Source organism: Salinispora oceanensis, from assembly GCF_000383575.1.
Lineage (GTDB): Bacteria > Actinomycetota > Actinomycetes > Mycobacteriales > Micromonosporaceae > Micromonospora > Micromonospora oceanensis.
Window position 1 is genome coordinate 4,109,515 of record NZ_KB911579.1, and the last position, 18,686, is coordinate 4,128,200.

At 71.3% G+C, this 18,686-nt stretch carries 18 protein-coding genes and 1 riboswitch; of the genes, 17 read left to right on the forward strand and 1 reads right to left on the reverse strand.

Features of this window, described 5'->3' with window-relative positions; genetic code table 11:
* Positions 1-13 precede the first annotated feature (13 nt).
* From metK to SALPAC4_RS0119055, 7 genes are all read left to right on the forward strand, one after another.
* Complete coding sequence (gene metK, locus SALPAC4_RS0119025) at positions 14-1,213, forward strand: methionine adenosyltransferase (RefSeq protein ID WP_019871677.1); 1,200 nt, start codon at positions 14-16, stop codon at positions 1,211-1,213.
* Between the two features lie 59 nt (positions 1,214-1,272).
* Positions 1,273-3,195, forward strand: coding sequence for a primosomal protein N' (locus SALPAC4_RS0119030; protein WP_019871678.1), 1,923 nt, complete (start codon positions 1,273-1,275; stop codon positions 3,193-3,195).
* A gap of 256 nt (positions 3,196-3,451) precedes the next feature.
* Positions 3,452-4,435: an AAA family ATPase gene (locus tag SALPAC4_RS0119035; protein WP_019871679.1), complete on the forward strand. Its 984-nt coding sequence runs from the start codon at positions 3,452-3,454 to the stop codon at positions 4,433-4,435.
* Positions 4,436-4,532: 97 nt separating this feature from the next.
* Positions 4,533-5,798 carry a cytochrome P450 gene (locus tag SALPAC4_RS0119040; protein WP_019871680.1) on the forward strand — a complete coding sequence of 422 codons (1,266 nt, stop codon included), beginning with the start codon at positions 4,533-4,535 and terminating at the stop codon, positions 5,796-5,798.
* Positions 5,799-5,845: 47 nt separating this feature from the next.
* On the forward strand, positions 5,846-6,406 hold the full coding sequence (gene def / locus SALPAC4_RS0119045; protein ID WP_019871681.1) for a peptide deformylase: 561 nt from the start codon (positions 5,846-5,848) through the stop codon (positions 6,404-6,406).
* A gap of 7 nt (positions 6,407-6,413) precedes the next feature.
* Positions 6,414-7,340 carry a methionyl-tRNA formyltransferase gene (fmt, locus tag SALPAC4_RS0119050; protein ID WP_027644371.1) on the forward strand — a complete coding sequence of 309 codons (927 nt, stop codon included), beginning with the start codon at positions 6,414-6,416 and terminating at the stop codon, positions 7,338-7,340.
* Complete coding sequence (locus SALPAC4_RS0119055) at positions 7,337-8,866, forward strand: RsmB/NOP family class I SAM-dependent RNA methyltransferase (protein ID WP_019871683.1); 1,530 nt, start codon at positions 7,337-7,339, stop codon at positions 8,864-8,866. Before fmt ends, SALPAC4_RS0119055 begins: the two co-directional genes overlap by 4 nt.
* Positions 8,867-9,070: 204 nt before the next feature.
* On the opposite strand, the gene SALPAC4_RS0119060 is transcribed toward SALPAC4_RS0119055, so the two are convergent.
* Positions 9,071-9,955: a septum formation family protein gene (locus SALPAC4_RS0119060; protein ID WP_019871684.1), complete on the reverse strand. Its 885-nt coding sequence runs from the start codon at positions 9,953-9,955 to the stop codon at positions 9,071-9,073.
* Positions 9,956-10,270: 315 nt separating this feature from the next.
* Between SALPAC4_RS0119060 and rpe the strand changes: the two genes are divergently transcribed.
* The 10 genes from rpe to SALPAC4_RS0119110 all read left to right on the forward strand — a co-directional run bounded on the left by rpe (position 10,271) and on the right by SALPAC4_RS0119110 (position 18,361).
* Entirely contained in the window at positions 10,271-10,951 is a 681-nt protein-coding gene (gene rpe, locus SALPAC4_RS0119065) for a ribulose-phosphate 3-epimerase (RefSeq protein ID WP_019871685.1), read from the forward strand.
* Between the two features lies 1 nt (position 10,952).
* On the forward strand, positions 10,953-11,933 hold the full coding sequence (locus SALPAC4_RS0119070) for a GGDEF domain-containing response regulator (RefSeq protein WP_020113535.1): 981 nt from the start codon (positions 10,953-10,955) through the stop codon (positions 11,931-11,933).
* Positions 11,934-11,991: 58 nt separating this feature from the next.
* Positions 11,992-12,165: riboswitch (FMN riboswitch) on the forward strand.
* Between the two features lie 159 nt (positions 12,166-12,324).
* Complete coding sequence (gene ribD / locus SALPAC4_RS0119075; protein ID WP_019871687.1) at positions 12,325-13,386, forward strand: bifunctional diaminohydroxyphosphoribosylaminopyrimidine deaminase/5-amino-6-(5-phosphoribosylamino)uracil reductase RibD; 1,062 nt, start codon at positions 12,325-12,327, stop codon at positions 13,384-13,386.
* A 1-nt stretch (position 13,387) separates the two neighbouring features.
* On the forward strand, positions 13,388-14,071 hold the full coding sequence (locus SALPAC4_RS0119080; protein ID WP_018734027.1) for a riboflavin synthase: 684 nt from the start codon (positions 13,388-13,390) through the stop codon (positions 14,069-14,071).
* Complete coding sequence (gene pnuC, locus SALPAC4_RS0119085) at positions 14,071-14,769, forward strand: nicotinamide riboside transporter PnuC (RefSeq protein WP_019871688.1); 699 nt, start codon at positions 14,071-14,073, stop codon at positions 14,767-14,769. Before SALPAC4_RS0119080 ends, pnuC begins: the two co-directional genes overlap by 1 nt.
* Positions 14,766-16,028 (forward strand): bifunctional 3,4-dihydroxy-2-butanone-4-phosphate synthase/GTP cyclohydrolase II, encoded by a 1,263-nt coding sequence (locus SALPAC4_RS0119090; RefSeq protein ID WP_027644372.1) that lies wholly within the window; start codon positions 14,766-14,768, stop codon positions 16,026-16,028. Before pnuC ends, SALPAC4_RS0119090 begins: the two co-directional genes overlap by 4 nt.
* Positions 16,029-16,030: 2 nt before the next feature.
* Positions 16,031-16,528 (forward strand): 6,7-dimethyl-8-ribityllumazine synthase, encoded by a 498-nt coding sequence (gene ribH, locus SALPAC4_RS0119095; RefSeq protein ID WP_019871690.1) that lies wholly within the window; start codon positions 16,031-16,033, stop codon positions 16,526-16,528.
* 76 nt (positions 16,529-16,604) lie between these two features.
* Positions 16,605-16,868, forward strand: a complete 264-nt coding sequence (locus SALPAC4_RS0119100) for a phosphoribosyl-ATP diphosphatase (protein ID WP_018744025.1) — start codon at positions 16,605-16,607, stop codon at positions 16,866-16,868.
* A 50-nt stretch (positions 16,869-16,918) separates the two neighbouring features.
* Positions 16,919-17,764: an ATP phosphoribosyltransferase gene (hisG, locus tag SALPAC4_RS0119105; protein WP_019871691.1), complete on the forward strand. Its 846-nt coding sequence runs from the start codon at positions 16,919-16,921 to the stop codon at positions 17,762-17,764.
* Between the two features lie 132 nt (positions 17,765-17,896).
* Positions 17,897-18,361, forward strand: a complete 465-nt coding sequence (locus SALPAC4_RS0119110) for a PH domain-containing protein (RefSeq protein WP_018729975.1) — start codon at positions 17,897-17,899, stop codon at positions 18,359-18,361.
* The last annotated feature ends 325 nt before the right edge of the window (positions 18,362-18,686 follow it).

Genomic DNA, 18,686 nt, shown 5'->3' on the forward strand with positions numbered 1-18,686 from the left:
ACTTAGGAGTGCCGTGACACGCCGCCTCTTCACTTCCGAATCGGTCACCGAAGGTCATCCTGACAAGATTGCTGACCAGATCAGTGACGGGATCCTCGATGCGTTGCTGGCAGAGGACCCGAGTAGCCGGGTTGCAGTGGAGACGCTGATCACAACCGGTCAGGTGCATGTTGCGGGCGAGGTAACCACCCAGGCCTACGCCGACATCCCGTCGATCGTGCGTCGGACGATTTTGGATATTGGGTACGACTCGTCGCGAAAGGGCTTCGACGGGGCGTCCTGCGGGGTAAGTGTGTCGATTGGGTCTCAGTCGGCGGATATCGCCCAGGGTGTTGACAACGCGTTTGAGCTGCGTACCGGCGCGTCCGAACACGTGTTGGATGCGCAGGGCGCTGGTGACCAGGGGATGATGTTCGGGTTCGCCTGCTCGGAGACCCCAGAGTTGATGCCGTTGCCGATCGCGTTGGCGCACCGGCTGTCGCGCCGCCTCGCACAGGTGCGGCGGGAAGGCGTGGTGCCGTACCTGCGTCCGGATGGTAAGACGCAGGTGACGGTGGAGTACGAGGGATTGCGGCCGGTGCGGCTGAACACGGTGCTGGTGTCGTCGCAGCACGCGGCCGACGTGTCGCTGGACTCGCTGCTGACGCCGGACATCCGGGAGCACGTGATCGCACCGGAGGTGGAGAGTCTCGGGCTGGGGCTGGACATCGAAGACTATCGGCTGCTGGTGAATCCGACGGGCCGGTTCGAGGTCGGCGGCCCGATGGGCGACGCGGGTCTGACCGGTCGGAAGATCATCGTGGACACCTACGGCGGGTACGCGCGGCACGGCGGCGGAGCGTTCTCGGGCAAGGACCCATCCAAGGTGGACCGTTCAGCGGCGTACGCGATGCGCTGGGTGGCCAAGAACGTGGTGGCGGCCGGGCTGGCAGAGCGGTGCGAGGCGCAGGTGGCGTACGCCATCGGCAAGGCGCAGCCGGTGAGCCTCTTCGTGGAGACGTTCGGCACGGAGACGGTGCCGGTGGAGCGGATCGAGAAGGCGGTGACGGAGGTGTTCGACCTTCGGCCGGCGGCGATCATTCGGGATCTGAAGTTGACCCGGCCGATCTACTCGCAGACCGCGGCGTACGGACACTTCGGTCGAGAGCTTCCCGACTTCACCTGGGAGAGCACCGACCGCGCCGCTGACCTCAAGTCGGTAGCGGGCGCCTGAGTAACACCCCGCGTAGCGACCGGCGGCCCGCGAATGGGTCGCCGGTCGCTCGTGTCTGCGTGGACGTTCCGCTGGCCCACCTCGATCGGCCCTTCGACTATGCGGTGCCCGAGTCCCTTGACGCCGAGGCTGTCCCCGGCGCTCGGGTGAAGGTCCGCTTCGCCGGTCAGCTCGTCAACGGCTGGCTGTTGGAGCGGGTGAGTGAATCCGCCCATCCCCGGCTGGCGTACCTGGAGAAGGTCGTCTCCCCGGAGCCGGCCCTCGCGCCGGAGATCGCCCGCCTGGCCCGCGCCGTCGCCGACCGGTACGCCGGCAGCCTCGCCGACGTGCTTCGCCTCGCTGTCCCGCCCCGGCATGCCCGGGTTGAGAAGGAGCCGCAACCGTCCCCCGCGGCCAGTTCGGCCTCGCCGGACACGGAGAACGGGTCGGCCGACCCGGTCGGATGGGCGGACTACCCGACTGGCCCCGCCCTGCTGCGGGCCCTCGCCGACGGCCGTGCCCCCCGCGCGGTCTGGTCTGCCCTGCCGGGGGAGGAGTGGCCCACCCGCTACGCCGAGGCGGTCGCGGCGACCGTCGCCGGTGGCCGGGGCGCGGTCGTGGTCGTCGCCGACGCCCGAGATCTCGACCGGCTCGACTCGGCGCTGACCGCTGTGCTCGGCCCCGGCCGGCACGTCCAGCTCACCGCCGCGCTTGGTCCGGCCCGCCGGTACCGGGCATTCCTCGCCGCCCGGCGGGGTCACGTGCCGGTGGTGATCGGTACCCGGGCCGCCATGTTCGCGCCGGTATCTCGACTCGGCCTGGTCGCCATCTGGGACGACGGTGACGACCTACACGCCGAGCCCCGCGCCCCTTACCCGCACGCCCGCGAGGTGTTGTTGACCCGCGCCCAGCTGGCTGGCGCCGCTGCCCTGGTCGGCGGCTATGCCCGTACCGCCGAGGCGCAGCTACTCGTGGAGACCGGGTGGGCCCGCGAGGTGACGGCCGCCCGTGCCGCCGTCCGGGCGCGGATGCCGGCGATCGCCCCCACCGGCGACGACCCCCAGCTGGCCCGGGACCCCGGTGCGGCTACCGCCCGGTTGCCCAGCCTGGCCTGGACGGTGGCGCGCGCTGCCCTCACCGCCGATGCGCCGGTCCTCGTCCAGGTGCCCCGGCGTGGTTACCTGCCGGCGGTGGCGTGCGCCACCTGCCGGACTCCGGCGCGCTGCCCGCACTGCGCCGGGCCGCTCGCGTTGCCTTCGGCGCGGGGTGCGCCGGTCTGCCGCTGGTGTGCGCGGGTCGCCGCCGCGTACGCCTGCCCGGAGTGCCGCGGCCGGCGGCTCCGCGCCTCGGTCACCGGCGCCCGGCGGACGGCGGAGGAGTTGGGCCGGGCCTTCCCCGGCGTGCCGGTGCGCACCTCCGGGCGGGAGGAGGTCCTCGCGACCGTCCCTGGTGGCGCCGGGTTGGTCATCACCACCCCCGGTGCCGAGCCGGTAGCCGAGGGCGGTTACGGGGCGGTACTGCTGCTGGACTCCTGGGCCCTGCTGACCCGTGCCGATCTGCGGGCGGGGGAGGAGGCGCTGCGGCGCTGGCTCGCCGCCGCCGCCCTGGCCCGCCCCGGCCCAGCCGGCGGCCGGGTGGTGGTGGTCGCCGACGGTGCGCTCGCCCCGGTGCAGGCGCTTCTCCGCTGGGACGCTGGCTGGTTTGCGGCCCGCGAACTCGCCGAGCGCCGGGAGCTCGGTTTTCCACCGGCGGTGCGGATGGCGAGCGTCACCGGGCCGCCGACCGCCGTCGCCGAGTTGCTTGCCGAGTCCCGGCTACCGGCGGAGGCGGAGCTGCTGGGGCCGGTGCCCGCCGACGGCGACCGGGAACGGATGCTGGTCCGGGTTCCCCGTGCCCGGGCGTCCGCCCTGGCCGCGGCCCTGCACGCCGCAGCGGGGGTGCGCGCTGCCCGGAAGGCTGCGGATCCACTCCGGCTCCAGGTCGACCCGCTGGCTCTCTTCTGATCCGCCACGCAGCGGAGACCGATACTCACTATGAGTTACTTCGGTCGGTGCGACGGACACGCTGTGTGGGGATGGCGGCGGATCCGGTGATAGCATCGCCCCTCATGCCGGGCCGGATGAAGGCTTCAGGTCAGGGGTGTGTCGTTCGATGCGCCTGGCCGGAGCTGGTGCCGGTTCGGCGGCGATGGCGACGGAGCGCGTCGGGTGGCGCGGTGCCGACGAGTGTTAACAGCCCGCAATCATAGGTGGACCAGTCGTGACCGTTCCTCAGTCGATTGTCTTCAACGGCGACCTCGGCAGCGGCAAGAGCACCGTCTCCGTGGAGATCGCCGAGCGCCTCGGCATGCGTCGGGTCAGCGTGGGCGACCTCTACCGGCAGATGGCCCAGGAGCGGCAGATGACCGCCCTCCAGCTCAACTTGCACGCCGAGCTGGACCAGGCTGTTGACGGCTACGTTGACCAACTCCAACGGGACATCGCGGCCTCCGGCGAGTGCCTGGTGATGGACTCGCGGCTCGCCTGGCACTTCTTCACCGACGCGCTCAAGGTGCACATGATCACCGAGCCCGGAGAGGCCGCCCGACGCGTGCTGCTGCGCCCCTCCGGCCCGGCTGAGCAGTACACCTCCCTGGAGGAGGCGAAGGCCCGACTCATGGAGCGCAGCGAGAGTGAGCGGAATCGATTCATCATCCGCTACGGCGTGGACAAGGCCCAGCTGCGCAACTACGACCTGATCTGCGACACCACCCGGGCCGGCGCCGCGGAGGTGATCGAGCACATCGTCGCCGCGTACGAAGGTCGGCTCTGCCCCGAGGTGCTGCGGGAGGCTCCGCCGCTGCTGCTGCTCGACCCGACCCGGGTATACCCGACCGAGGACATCGTCACCCTCCGCGGCCAGTGGGACGCCGAATCCGCGGGCGAGGCCGCTGCGGCGGGCGACGAGCCGCCGGAGCCGCTGCGGATCGGCTACACGGGCGAGCACTTCTTCGTGGTGGACGGGCACCGTCGACTCAGCGCCGCGCTGCGGGACGGGTGCCGGCTGGTGCCCGCCGGGCTGGTCGCCGAGGTTGACGAGCCCGTCGTCGGTGGGATGAGTGCGATCGACTACTTCACCGCCCAGGTCCGGCCCAGCATCATCCACGACTGGTCGGTCGCGCACGGGATCGATCTGCCGCTGCCCGAACCGGCGCTCTTGGGCGGCGGTGCGGTGTTGGCGGGGGAGCCGGGCGCCAGCGCCTGATAGCCGCGCCGCCGTCCCCATAACCCGGCGTGGGGGTTACGGCATGCCAACAGAGCGTGCATGATGGGCCACCTGACCCTGACATAGGAGGTGGCGAATGGATGCATCTGAGGCGGTCGCACTGCTGATGTCTCCGCCGGGCCGGCTTGACCCCTACCCCACGTACGAGCGGCTGCGCGCGCACGGCCCGGTGGTTCCGACGGCGGCCGGATTCTTCGTGGTCACCGGGTACACCGAGGCCGACGCGGTGTTGCGAAACCCCCGGTTTGGGGTGATGGACGATGAAGAGCGCGACGGCGTCTTCCCGCATTGGCAGGACAGCCCGGCGATGATGTCGATCTCCCAGTCAATGATTCGTGCCAATCCGCCAGACCACAGCCGAATGCGCCGTCTCGCCGCGGGGGTGTTCACCCCGCGACGGGTCGCCGCCCTCCGCGAGGTGGTAGCCGCCCAGGCCGACGAACTCATTGACGAGATGATCCGGGCCGGTCGAGGTGGCGCTCCGGTGGACTTCCTGGGCAGCTTCGCCTACCCGCTGCCGGTCACCGTGATCTGCGCCCTGCTCGGGGTGCCAGCGGCCGACTGGGCTCAGTTTCGGCGCTGGGCCAGCGATCTGACCGGTGTCCTGGAGCCGGAGATCACCCCGCAGGAGTTGGCCATCGCCGACGCCGGCGCCACCGAGTTGCGCGACTACTTCACCGAGCTGATCGCCCAGCGCCGCCGGGACCCGACCGATGATCTGACCACCGCCCTGGTCCAGACGCACGACGCCGACGGTGACCGGCTGTCCGGCGAGGAGCTGCTGGCCAACCTCGTGTTGCTGTTGGTCGCGGGCTTCGAGACCACCACGAACCTGCTTGGCAACGGTCTGTTCGTGCTCCTGACCCACCCCGAATCGGCGACCGCGCTGCGGGATCAGCCCGAGCTCGCTCCCGGCTACGTGGACGAGCTTCTGCGGTACGACTCACCCGTGCAGTTGACCACCCGTACGGTCCGCGAGTCGGTGCCCCTCGCCGGGGTTGAGCTGCCCGCGGGGAGTTGGCTGCTGGTGCTGCTCGGCGCGGCCAACCGCGACCCGGCGCGCTTTACTGATCCGGCCCGATTCGACCCGGGCCGGGCCCAGTCGCCCCCGCTGTCCTTCGGTGCCGGCGCGCACTACTGCCTCGGCGCCGGGCTGGCTCGACTGGAGGCCCAGGTCGCCTTTCCGCTGTTGTTGCGCCGGCTGCCCGAGCTCGCGCTGGCCGGCGAGCCGATCCGCCGGAACCGGCTGACCCTGCGTGGCTACGAGACGCTTCCGGTGACCGTCGGTGCCGTAGCCGTTGATCACGGTACGCCGGCCGGGGCCGCGCTGAGCACTCCGTAGACTGGTACGGCACGCCCGTTGCCAAGCCCACGAAGGAGCCAATCCGCGTGACCGTCCAGCCCATCCGCCTCTTCGGCGACCCGGTGCTGCGCACGCCGGCCGACCCGGTGGTCGACTTCGATGTCGAACTGCGCAAGCTCGTCGCTGATTTGATCGACACGATGCGTGAGCAGAACGGCGCTGGTCTGGCCGCGCCGCAGCTCGGTGTGGGCCTGCGGGTGTTCACCTTCGACGTGGACGACGTGGTCGGCCACCTGGTCAACCCGGTGTTGGAGTTCCCCGACGCCGAGGAGCAGGACGGCCCCGAAGGCTGCCTGTCGCTACCGGGTCTGTACTTCGACACGAAGCGTCGGCAGAACGTGGTCGCCAAGGGCTTCAACGGCTACGGCGATCCGGTGCAGATCGTCGGTACCGGGTTGATGTCCCGCTGCGTGCAGCATGAGACCGACCACCTGGACGGGGTGCTGTTCATCGACCGGCTCGACCCGGCCGGCCGCAAGGCGGCGATGAAGGAGATCCGTCGGGCCGAGTGGTACGACCCGGCGACCCCGCCGACGGTGAAGCTCAGCCCGCACGCCGCCACCAACCCGTTCGGCCTGGGGCGGTGACCGGTCGATGCGCGTGATCTTCGCCGGTACGCCGGCCGTCGCCGTCCCCACCCTCGCCGCGGTGGCCGCCTCCCGCCATGAACTGGTAGCGGTTCTCACTCGTCCGGATGCTCCGGCGGGCCGGGGCCGTGGCCTGTCCCGTTCCCCGGTCGGCGCCTGGGCCGACGAGCACGGCGTCGAGGTCCTCACCCCGGCCCGGCCCCGGGAGCCGGAGTTCCTCGACCGGCTGCGCACGCTGGCGCCGGACTGTGTGCCGGTCGTCGCCTACGGCGCGTTGGTCCCGCCGGCCGCCCTGGAGATTCCACGGCATGGCTGGGTCAACCTGCACTTCTCCCTGCTACCCGCCTGGCGCGGCGCGGCTCCCGTGCAGCACGCCCTGCTGCACGGCGACGAGCTGACCGGTGCGAGCGTCTTCCAGCTCGAGGAGGGCCTGGACACGGGCCCGGTGTACGGCACCGTCACCGACGAGGTTCGCCCCACCGACACCTCGGGCGACCTGCTGGAGCGGCTGGCGCACTCCGGTGCCGAGCTGCTGATCGCCGTGCTGGACGCGATCGAGGAGGGCGGCGCACGGGCACAGCCGCAACCGAGCGACGGGGTGAGCCTGGCGCCGAAGCTCACCGTGGCGGATGCCCGGGTGCGCTGGGGTGACCCCGCCTTCGCCGTGGACCGGCGCGTCCGCGCCTGCTCCCCGGCCCCCGGCCCGTGGACGACCTTCCGCGACGAGCGGGTCAAGCTCGGCCCGGTCACTCTCGTCGGGGATGGCCCCGAGCTGAAGCCGGGCGAGTTGTTGGTGGAGAAGACCCGGGTGCTTGCCGGCACCGCCACCACCCCGGTTGCGCTCGGGGAGATCCGGGCGGCGGGCAAGAAGGCCATGCCGGCGAGTGACTGGGCGCGCGGCGTCCGGGTCGGCGCTGGGGAGGTGCTCGCATGACGGGCCCGGTAGATGGCCAGGACGTGGACCGGCCCGGTGGTTTCCGGGGCGGTCGGCCCACCACCGGCCACGGTCGCTCCGGTGCCGGGCTCGAGCGCCGCCCGGAGCGGCGGGGTCATGGCGGCCAGCGGCCGACGGCCGGCGGGCGCGGCCGTCCCACCGGTCGGAGCGCTGTTGACCTACCGCGGCACGCCGCCTATCAAGCGGTCGCCGCGGTCAACCGGGACGACGCGTACGCCAACCTTGTGCTCCCGGCGATCCTGCGTGACGCGGGTCTGGTTGGCCGGGACGCCGCCTTCGCCACCGAGCTGACGTATGGGACGCTGCGTCGGCTCGGAACTCTCGACGCGATCCTCACCGAGGCCGCTGGGCGGGATGTGGCCCGCATCGACCCGCCGGTTCGGGACGCGTTGCGGCTCGGTGCCTACCAACTGCTGTACACCCGGGTGCCCGCCCACGCTGCTGTCTCGGCAACTGTTGACCTGGTTCGATCGGTCGGGGCGGGGGCGACCGGGTTCGCCAACGCGGTGCTCCGGGAGGTCGCCAGCCGGGATGCCGACGCCTGGGTGGCCCGGCTCGCCCCACCGCAGGAGACCGACCCGATCGGGCATCTGGCGCTCGCCTACAGCCATCCGCAGTGGATTGTGCGGGCGTTCGCCGAGGCGCTCGGTGGTGATCTCGGTGAGACCACCCGGTTGCTCATCGAGGACAACGAGCGTCCGCCGGTGCACCTCTGTGCCCGACCGGGGCTGGCTGATCCGGTGGCCCTGGCCGACGAGGTCGGCGGTGTCCCGGGTGCCTTCTCCCCGTACGCGGTCTACTCCGGTGGGGGCGCCCCCGGCGACCTGCCGGCGCTCACCGAGGGGCGGGCCCACGTCCAGGACGAGGGCTCCCAACTGGTGGCCGACGCACTCACGGCGGCGCCCCTGGACGGCCCAGACGGTCGTTGGCTCGACCTGTGCGCCGGGCCGGGCGGCAAGTCCGGCCTACTCGGTGCCGTCGCGGCCCAGCGTGGCGCGCGCCTGACCGCTGTGGAGGTGTCCGAGCACCGGGCCCGTCTGGTCGGGCAGGCCACTCGCGACCTGCCGGTCACTGTGCTCAACACGGACGGTCGTAACGTCGGGTCGACGCCGAAGCTTGCGGAGGGGCACTTCGATCGGGCACTGGTGGACGCGCCCTGCACCGGTCTGGGCTCGCTGCGTCGGCGGCCCGAGTCACGCTGGCGTCGGCAGCCGTCGGACCTGCCGGCGTTGACCCGGTTGCAGCGGGAACTGCTCAGCGCGGGGCTGCGGGCGGTCCGCCCGGGTGGGCTGGTGGCCTACGTGACCTGTTCGCCGCACGTCGTCGAGACGCACGTGACGGTTACCGAGGCGGCGCGCCGCGCGGGGGTGCCGGTCGACTTCGTTGACGCCCGTCCGCTGTTGCCGAAGGGGATGCCGGGGCTCGGCGACGGGCCGACGGTGCAGCTGTGGCCGCACCGGCACGGCACCGACGCCATGTTCCTGGCGGTGCTGCGCCGCGGCTGATCCTGGCGGTGCTGCGCCGCGGCTGATCCTGGCGGTGCTTGCGCCGTGGTCGACCTGTTCCCTCGCCCGGTGCCCGGTGCCCGGTGCCCGGTGCCCGGTGCGTTTCGTTGATCGACCCGGGGCGGTCAGTCCGCGCGGTGCGCGGCGTGGCCACCCCGGCTCGGCCGGCCCGGGCGGCTCAGGCCGGCCCGGGCGCCGCCGGCCCTATGTCGGCAGGCCCGCCTTGCCCGCGCCCTTCACCGACCGCGTCAGGCTCCGGTCGTGGATCCAGAGAAAGCACTGCACCCCCCGGTTGCCGCTGAGCCACTGCTCCTTCCGCGGCTCGTAGTAGATGTAGCCGGCGCGGTACTTCACGTCGCTGCGGGGCACCCCGGCGTACTCGGCAATCAGCTTGAGGCAGCCCTCGCCGATCCGGTCACCGTCGCGCTGGAAGTCGGCGTAGTCGACATCCGGTGCGGCCCAGACGCCGACGAACTCGCTGCGGTGTTTCTCCGTACACGCCACCGGTGTCATCTCCGCCACCTGGTCATCCTCGATCACCGGCTCGAAGCAGGTGTGCCGAAGTGGGGAGTCGCCCTCTTTGAGCGTTCCGGCCAGGCTGGCGGTGCGGGACACCGCGCTCGGATCGTCCAGGCTCTGCTCCTCGCTCACGTCGCAGCGGAACCAGCGGGAGCCTCCCTCCCATCCGGCCGGCGACGGCAAGACGACGTACAGGCCGATTCGTCCGCTGCGCCAGTCGCCGCCCAGCGCCTGGTTCACCTTCTGCTCGCAGGTGGCGTAGGCGGTCTGCATCCCGGCCGAGCCGGCTTCCGGTGGCGTGGAGTCCGTCGCCTCGTCCCCGGTCACCGTGCCGACGTGCATGGTCTCCACCAGGTGCGGCTGGTCGCAGGGAGTCGGCGCGTACACGCTGCGGTGACCGACCTCGGTCACGGTGGGGTGGCAGATGCCCGCTTCGGGCGTGAAACCGGTCGGGGCGGCGATGGGGGCCCAGTCGTCAACCAGATCGCCGTCGGTCCCCGGTGGCGGTGCGGTAGCGCATCCGGCGAGCGTCAGGGCCACCAGCGTGGCGCACAGCGTGACTCGTTTCATCCGGCGACCCTCTCCGGGTGTGGTCGATAGGTATGGCGTCGAACACGCCACGGTGCGGCAGCTTACGGCACGTGGCAAGCCGGCTCCGGTGGGCCAACGACGTCGGGGCTGCCGCCGGCGCGGTCCAGCGTTCCCAGCTCGCGGTCCGCTGCCGCCGGCACGGTTCGACCGTGACCGCTGTGGAGCGATGGCGCTGCACGGCGCCCTGATCCGTTATGGCCAGTTCCCTCCGGGGGAGCCGCGGGGGTGCGCCCGAGGGCGCCTCGGTCGTGCCGCGCCGGTGGCGATGGGGGGTTGCGTTCGTACACTGGCCTCGTGACCGTACCGTTGCCAATCGTCGCACCGAGCATTCTGGCCGCCGACTTCGCCCGCCTCGCGGACGAGGTCCGCGCCATCGAAGACACCGCCGACTGGGTGCACGTGGATGTCATGGACAACCACTTCGTGCCGAATCTGACGATCGGGCTGCCGGTCGTGCAGAGCCTGCGGGCCGCCACCCCGCTCCCCTTTGACGTACACCTCATGATCGAGGATCCCCGGCGGTGGGCACCCGGCTACGCCGACGCCGGGGCGTACAACGTGACGTTCCATGCCGAGGCTTGTGACGATCCGGTCGCGTTGGCCAAGGATCTCCGTTCGGCCGGTGCGAAGGCGGGGCTGGCGATCGACCGGGACACTCCGATCGAACCGTACCTGGACCTGCTGCCCAGCTTCGACACCCTGTTGATCATGACGATCAAGGCGGGGTTCGGTGGGCAGCGGTTCATCCCGAACCTGTTGGACAAGGTGCGCACGGCCCGTCAACACGTCAACGCCGGTCACCTGGAGCTGCGTATCGAGGTCGACGGTGGGATCGCCGTGGACACCATCGCCGATGCCGCCGAGGCGGGCGCGGACGCCTTCGTCGCCGGCACCGCGGTCTTTGGTGCGGACGACCCGGCCGAGGCCGTACGCCGGCTGCGGTCCCTGGCCGAGTGCGCGGCGCCCCGGGCCTGACGTGGAGCCCGACGGGGATCGCCAGGACGTCATTCTGGTCGTTGACGACGACGAGGACATTGCCCGGTTCGTCGAGTTCAACCTGAGGTTGCACGGTTACGAGGTAATCCATGCCGGGGACGGCCAGGCGGCGCTCGAGGTGATTGCGCGGCATCGCCCGGACCTGGCCGTGGTCGATCTGATGATGCCCCGGATGGACGGGTTGGAGCTGACCCGACGGCTCCGGGCCGACCCGATGACCGCCGCCCTGCCCGTGATCATGTTGACCGCCAAGGGGATGACCGCGGACAAGGTGCATGGCCTCAGCGCTGGCGCCGACGACTACCTGGTCAAGCCCTTCGACACCGCGGAGTTGGTGGCCCGGGTCAGCTCCACGCTGCGTCGGAACAAGGAGTTCCGCGAGGTCTCGCCGCTGACCGGACTACCTGGCAACAGCCGAATTCGCCGGGAGATCGCCGACCGGATTCGGGTCGGATCCGACTATGCGGTCGGTTACATCGACATTGACCGTTTCAAGAGTGTCAACGATGTCTATGGGTTTGTTCGCGGCGACGACTTCATCAGCGCGTTGGCCCGCAGCCTGCACCAGGCGGTCGTCGGGGTGGGGGTCCCATCGGCCTTCCTGGGTCATGTCGGCGGCGATGACTTCATCTTCGTCAGCACGCCGGAACAGGTCCGGCAGCTGACCTCGCAGGTCTCCGCGGACTTTGAGCAGGCGGCCGACGCGCTCTACGACCCGCCCGACGCCGCCCGCGGCTACGTGGAGCTCAAGGACCGGCGGGGCAATCTACGCCGTGCCGCGCTGGTCACCCTGTCGATCGGCGTCGCGGTCTCGGATGCCGACAAGCGGCTCACGAACCCGCTGGCGGCGATGACGATCGCCTCCGAGATGAAGTCGGTGGCCAAGAGCCAGCCGGGGTCGTACGTGGCGATGGACCGGCGTCGCGGTGTGTCGGATTCGAGTCATCGTTCTGTGAAGTAGCGCGCTGAGGGTAGCCGTTGACCCCCCAGAGCGTGTAAGACTTCGGGTAGTACCCACCACGCGCTGGCGGGACTCGGTGTAATTCCGAACCGGCGGTGATCCACGGCCTGACCGTGGTAAGCCCGCGACCCGGGAGCGGTTCGTCCGCCCGGTGGACCTGGTGTAAATCCGGGGCCGACGGTTGGGTGCGGGCATGCCCGCGTCCAGACAGTCCGGATGGGAGACAGCGCGCGGGACGGACGGGCCGTGCCCGGCCGCCGGTGTCGGCGTGTCGTGCGGTCCTCCCGGGGCGGCTGTGCCGTTCCCGGATCTCCGCCACCGCACGCCCGCGGCCCGATGCCGCCGCTCCTATCGCCGCCCGCGCACCGATCGGCGGGCGGGAGGGCAGGGCATGGCCGGCGTCTCCGTAGATGAGGCGATGCGTCGCGCAGTTGAGCTCGCCGCGCGCGGCCTCGGTACCACCAGCCCCAACCCGGTCGTCGGCTGCGTGCTGCTCGACCCGGGTGGCCAGGTCGTCGGTGAGGGCTTCCACGCGTACGCCGGCGGCCCGCACGCCGAGATCGTCGCGCTCGCCAACGCGGGGGAGCGGGCGCGGGGCGGCACCGCGGTGGTCACGCTGGAACCCTGCGATCACACCGGCCGTACAGGCCCGTGCAGCACCGCTCTGGTGCAGGCCGGCGTTGCCCGGGTGGTGATCGCCGTACCCGACCCGAACCAGGCCGCGTCCGGTGGCGCCGCCACGCTGCGCGCCGCCGGGGTCCGGGTCGACCTGGGCGTACGCGCGGTTGAGGCGGAGGCGGGCAACATCGCCTGGCTGACCTCAACGCGTCGGGGCTGGCCGTACCTCGTCTGGAAGTACGCGGCGACGCTGGACGGGCGGTCCGCCGCGGCCGACGGCACCAGCATGTGGATCACTTCCGAGGCGGCTCGGATGGACGTGCACGCGTTGCGCGCGACGGTGGACGCCGTCCTCGCCGGGGTGGGCACCGTGCTCGCCGACGACCCGCGCCTGACCGTTCGGAACCTGCGCGACGGCAGCCTCGCCATCCGGCAGCCGCTGCGGGTGGTGGTGGACTCTGCGGGCCGGACCCCGGCCGGAGCGCGGGTCCGCGACGACGCCGCGCCGACCTGGATCGCCACCGCCGAGGAGGTTGGCACCGATTCGGCGGGCCGGGTCGATCTGCCGGCGCTGCTCGCCGCGCTGCACCAGCGCGGGGTGCGCGCCGCGCTGCTGGAGGGTGGGCCGCGGCTGGCCGGTGCGTTCCTCGCCGCCGGGATGGTCGACAAGATCGTCGGTTACGTCGCGCCCCGGCTGCTCGGCGCCGGCCCCGCTGCGTTGGCAGCCGCGGGGGTGACCACGATCACCGATGCCATCGACTGCGAGGTCGTTGACGTTACCCAGGTCGGACCCGACCTGCGGATCACCGCACTGCCCCGGAAGAGGGAGGGTTGACATGTTCACCGGCATCGTCGAGGAACTCGGTGAGGTCATCCACATCGCGGAGACCGCGGAGGACTCCGCGGTGGTCACCATCAACGGCCCGCTGGTCGTCTCCGACGCCCGGCCCGGTGACTCCATCGCGGTCAACGGAGTCTGCCTGACCGTGGTGGAACTCGCCGGTGGTGCCTTCACCGCCGACGTGATGGGCGAGACGTTGCGCCGCTCCGCACTTGGCGTGCTGCGCGTCGGTGACCGGGTGAACCTGGAGCGGGCCGCCACCCTCGGCAGCCGCCTCGGTGGTCACCTGGTTCAGGGGCACGTCAACGGCGTTGGCGAGCTGCTGGCCCGGGAACCGGCCGCGCGGTGGGAGACAGTCCGTTTCCGCCTGCCCACCGCCCTGGCTCGGTATGTGGTGACGAAGGGGTCGATCACTGTTGACGGGGTTTCCCTGACCGTGGCGAGCGTCGGGCCCGACTGGTTCGAGGTGGGCCTGATCCCCACCACCCTGCGGCTGACGACACTGGGCGCCCGGAGCGTCGGTGACGTGGTCAACCTCGAGGTTGATGTCCTGGCCAAATACGTCGAGCGGCTGCTCGGCGGGGGTCAGCTGGCCGGGCCGGACGACCTGCCCGCCGCTGATCACCTGCCCGCCGCTGTCGGCCGGCCCGGTGCCGCGCCGGTGGGTGGGCCGGCGTGATGGGGCCGCTTGGCTGGCTGCTCGACGCCCAGGTGAGCCTCGCCGGCTCACCGGTGCTGGTCCGCGAGATTGTCGGCAACGTCTTCGGCCTGGCCGCGGCGATGTTCGGCCTGCGCCGGGTGGTGTGGGCCTGGCCGGTCGGCATGATCGGTAACGCGCTGCTGTTCACCGTCTTCCTCGGCGGAGCGTTCGCCACCCCACAGGCACACGACCTCTACGGCCAGGCGGGCCGGCAGGTCTTCTTCTTCGGGCTCGGCCTCTACGGCTGGTGGCGCTGGTCGCGGAACCGTCGCCGGGGCAGCGACGGCACTGCCGCCGCGGTGGAGCCCCGCTGGGCTACCGGGCGGGAGCGGCTCGGGATGCTGGCGGCCGCCGTCGTCGGCACCGCCGTCAGCTACCCGGTCCTCGCCGCCCTGGGCTCGTGGGGACCGCTGCCGGATGCCTGGATCCTGACCGGCAGCCTGCTCGCCACGTACGGCATGGCCCGCGGGTACGTGGACTTCTGGCTGATCTGGATCGCCGTTGACGTGGTCGGGTTGCCATTGTTGCTGCGCGGCGGGTTCTACCCTTCTGCGGCCATGTACCTCGTCTACGGCGCCTTCTGCGCCTGGGGTCTCGTCGCCTGGTGGCGGACGTCGCGTGCTGCTCGTACCGACCTCGCGCCGATTCCATCGAGCTATGCGGAGGTTGCGGCGTGACCACATTCGCCAGGATTGAACGAGCGATGGCGGAGATCAACGCCGGCCGGCCCGTCGTCGTGGTCGACGACGCCAACCGGGAGAACGAGGGCGACCTGATCTTCGCGGCCGAGCTGGCCACGCCCGAGCTGGTCGCCTTCATGGTCCGCTACACCTCCGGCTACATCTGCACGGCCTTGACCGAGGGTGAGTGCGATCGGCTGGACCTGCCGCCGATGCACCACACCAACCAGGACCGGCGCGGCACCGCCTACACGGTGACGGTGGACGCCCGGGCGGGCGTGAGCACCGGCATCTCCGCCGCCGATCGGGCGCACACGATCCGGCTGCTCGCCGACCCCGGCACCGGGCCGGAGGATCTGGCCCGGCCCGGTCACGTGGTCCCGCTGCGGGCCCGCGAGGGGGGTGTGTTGCGCCGGCCCGGTCACACCGAGGCCGCGATCGACCTCACCCGGCTGGCCGGGCTACGCCCCGTGGGCGTCCTCTGCGAGCTGGTCAACGACGACGGCACCATGATGCGGGGCCCGGACCTGGAGCGGTTCTGCGCCGAGCACTCGCTGCTCCTGGTCACCATCGCGGACCTGATCGCCTATCGCCGGCGGACGGAGAAGCAGGTCGAGTTGGTCGCCGAGGCGCGGCTCCCCACCCGGCACGGGGTCTTCCGGGCGCTGGGGTACAGCGGCGACTACGACTCGGCCGAGCATGTCGCGTTGGTGCTGGGTGATCTCGGTGACGGTCGAGATGTGCTCGTGCGGGTGCACTCCGAGTGCCTCACCGGTGACGTCTTCGGCTCGCTGCGCTGCGACTGTGGTCCGCAGCTGGACGCCGCCCTGAAGCGGGTCGCCCAGGAAGGACGCGGAGTCGTGCTCTACCTGCGCGGTCATGAGGGGCGCGGGATCGGGCTGTTGCACAAGCTCCAGGCGTACCAGTTGCAGGACCTGGGCCGGGACACCGTGGACGCGAACCTGGAGCTTGGCCTGCCGGCGGACGCGCGGGACTACGGCACCGGCGCGCAGATCCTCTACGACCTGGGGGTGCGGTCGATGCGGCTGTTGACTAACAACCCCGCCAAGCGGGCCGGCCTGGAGGGGTATGGCCTGACCGTCACCGGCCGCCTGGACCTGCCGGTTCGACCGCACCCCGAGAACGTGGACTATCTGCGGACCAAGCGGGACCGGATGGGACATCTGCTGAAGTTCGACGAGGTGGTCGACGCGCCCACGGGGCGCACCGTCGTCGGTGATGGGATTGGAGCATAGGTATGGCGGGCTTCGGGGAACCGGGCATTGATGCTGTTGCTGCCACGGGTCTGACCGTTGGCGTGGTCGCTGCCCGCTGGCACGGCGAGCTCACCGACCACATGCTCGACCGGGCGGTCGCCGCCGCCGAAGCGTGTGGGGCCGGCGTCACGGTGGCCCGGGTGGCCGGTTCGGTCGAGCTACCCGTGGTGGCGCAGGCACTCGCCCGGCGCTGCGACGCGGTGGTGGCACTCGGGGTGGTGGTCCGGGGGAGCACCGCACACTTCGACTACGTCTGCCGGTCAGTCACCGACGGGCTTACCCGGATCGCCCTGGATGAGGGGAAGCCGGTGGGGCATGGGGTGCTGACCGTGGAGACGATCGAGCAGGCCCGGGACCGGGCTGGGCTGCCCGGCTCGGCGGAGGACAAGGGCTGGGCGGCGACCGTCGCGGTCCTCGATGCGGCGCTCGCGGTTCGGGACCTGGCTGGCGCCACCGCACGGGTGGGCTTCGGCGTCTGAGGTCTCGGGTCGGCATCGTGGGACACTCCGGACCCGGTGGAGCCGCGGCGGCCGGTCGGTTGCAAGAATCGACCCTGTGAAGACGTTCGAGGAGTTGTTTGTCGAGCTGCAGGCCAAGGCCGCTGCCGGCACCCCGGGCTCGGGCACCGTCGCGGCCCTGGACAAGGGGGTGCACTTCGTCGGCAAGAAGGTCGTCGAGGAGGCGGCCGAGTCCTGGATGGCAGCCGAGCACGAGGGGCCCGAGCGGACCGCCGAGGAGATCTCCCAGCTGCTTTACCAGGTGCAGGTGTTGATGCTCGCTACTGGCCTCGACCTTGAGGACGTCTACCGACATCTGTGAGTGTCCCGTGCCGACCGACCCTCCCGCTCTCCGACAAGGAGCATTGCACCATGCTGCGAGTCGCGGTACCCAACAAGGGGACCTTGGCCGAGAAGGCCGCTCAGATGCTGCGCGAGGCGGGTTACCGCCAGCGAACCGACCCGAAGGACCTGGTCTGCCGGGACGAGTCAAACGATATTGAGTTCTTCTATCTGCGTCCGAAGGACATCGCTACCTACGTCGGCTCCGGAGACCTGGATGTCGGCATCACCGGCCGGGACCTGCTGGTCGACTCCGGTGCGGCCGCCACCGAGGTGGTCGACCTGGCCTTCGGCCAGGCCACCTTCCGATTCGCCGCTCGACCCGAGGACATCGCCTCGGCGCAGGACCTGGACGGGCGTCGGGTCGCTACCGCCTACCCCGGCCTGGTCGAGCGGCACCTCGCCGAGCTGGGCGTCAAGGCCGACGTGATCCGCCTGGACGGCGCGGTGGAGAACGCCATCCGGCTGGGCCTCGCCGACGTGGTCGCCGATGTGGTGGAGACCGGTGCCACGCTGCGTCAGGCCGGCCTGGTGGTCTTCGGTGAGCCGCTGCTGCGCTCGTCCGCCGTCTTGGTCTGCCGCTCTGCCGCGCCGCCCCACCCGCAGTGCGAGCTGCTGCTCCGTCGTCTGCACAGCGTGCTCGTCGCCCGGCGTTACGTGATGCTGACGTACGACGTCCCGGCCGACCTGTTGGCACGGGCCAGTTCGTTGACTCCGGGCATCGAGTCGCCAACCGTCTCCCGGCTGCACCGGGAGGGCTGGGTAGCGGTGCAGGCGATGGTGCTCCGCGACGATGTGCACCAGATCATGGATGAGTTGTATCAGGTCGGCGCCCGCGCGATTCTGGTCACGAGCATTCAGGCCTGCCGCCTCTGACCCGGGCCGGGGCATGCGCCGGGGATTACTTTCCCCGGCCGGACCGGTCGCCCCGCCGCCCCGGCCGAGCCTCGCCGCGCCCGGCTGTGTGCCGGGCGCGGGTCGCCCGGGCGTGGGTGGCAGACTGGCGGAGTGAGCGAAACCGAAGCGTTCCGTATCCGGCCCCGGCGGGTCCGGCTGGTCTGCTGGGCCTCGGCGATTGCCCTGGTGCTGCTGTTCACGGTGCTGGCGACGTCGCTGCACGGGGCGACCGGCAGCGGCTATGGCTCGTTTCAGCGAGGCGACCAACTCGGCATGGTCGGCCTTGGCGTGCTCGGCGCACTTGCCTTCCTGCTCTTCACCCGGCCGCGGGTGGAGGCCGACGCGCAGCGGGTCCGGGTGCAGAACGTGATCGGTTCGTACGAGCTGCCCTGGGAGCTTGTCCGTGGTGTCCGGTTCGACCGCGGGGCGCCCTGGGCGAGCCTTGAGCTGCACGATGACGACCTGGTGCCGATGCTTGCCCTCCAGGCCGCCGACAAGGAGCTGGCCGTGGACGCAGTCCGCAAGCTGCGCCGGCTGCATCAGGCCCGGCTGGCTGAGGGCGCCGCCGGTTCCTGACCGCCCCTGACCCCGTCAGATCAGGTACGGGGCTGATGCCCGGTTTGGGGCGGACCGGCGCGGGGTGTAGGCTATCTGGGACGACCAGGCCAGCTGCGGCTTTGCGGGTGGCCTTGAAAGCGGAGCGCCTGCTCCCACCTGATTCGCCGCGCGGCGGACGGGTCCGGTCCCCGATTCTGAGCATGCCTCGGTGTCGGATGCGCGACTATATGGTCGTGCCGACCGGTCGAGCGGGCCCTGGCAGCTGCCAGGGCCTTCTGCTTTCCGGGTCGGTTCCTACCCGGGAGCCGCAGGGTCGGCAACGCAGAAGACTCGACTCGAGGAG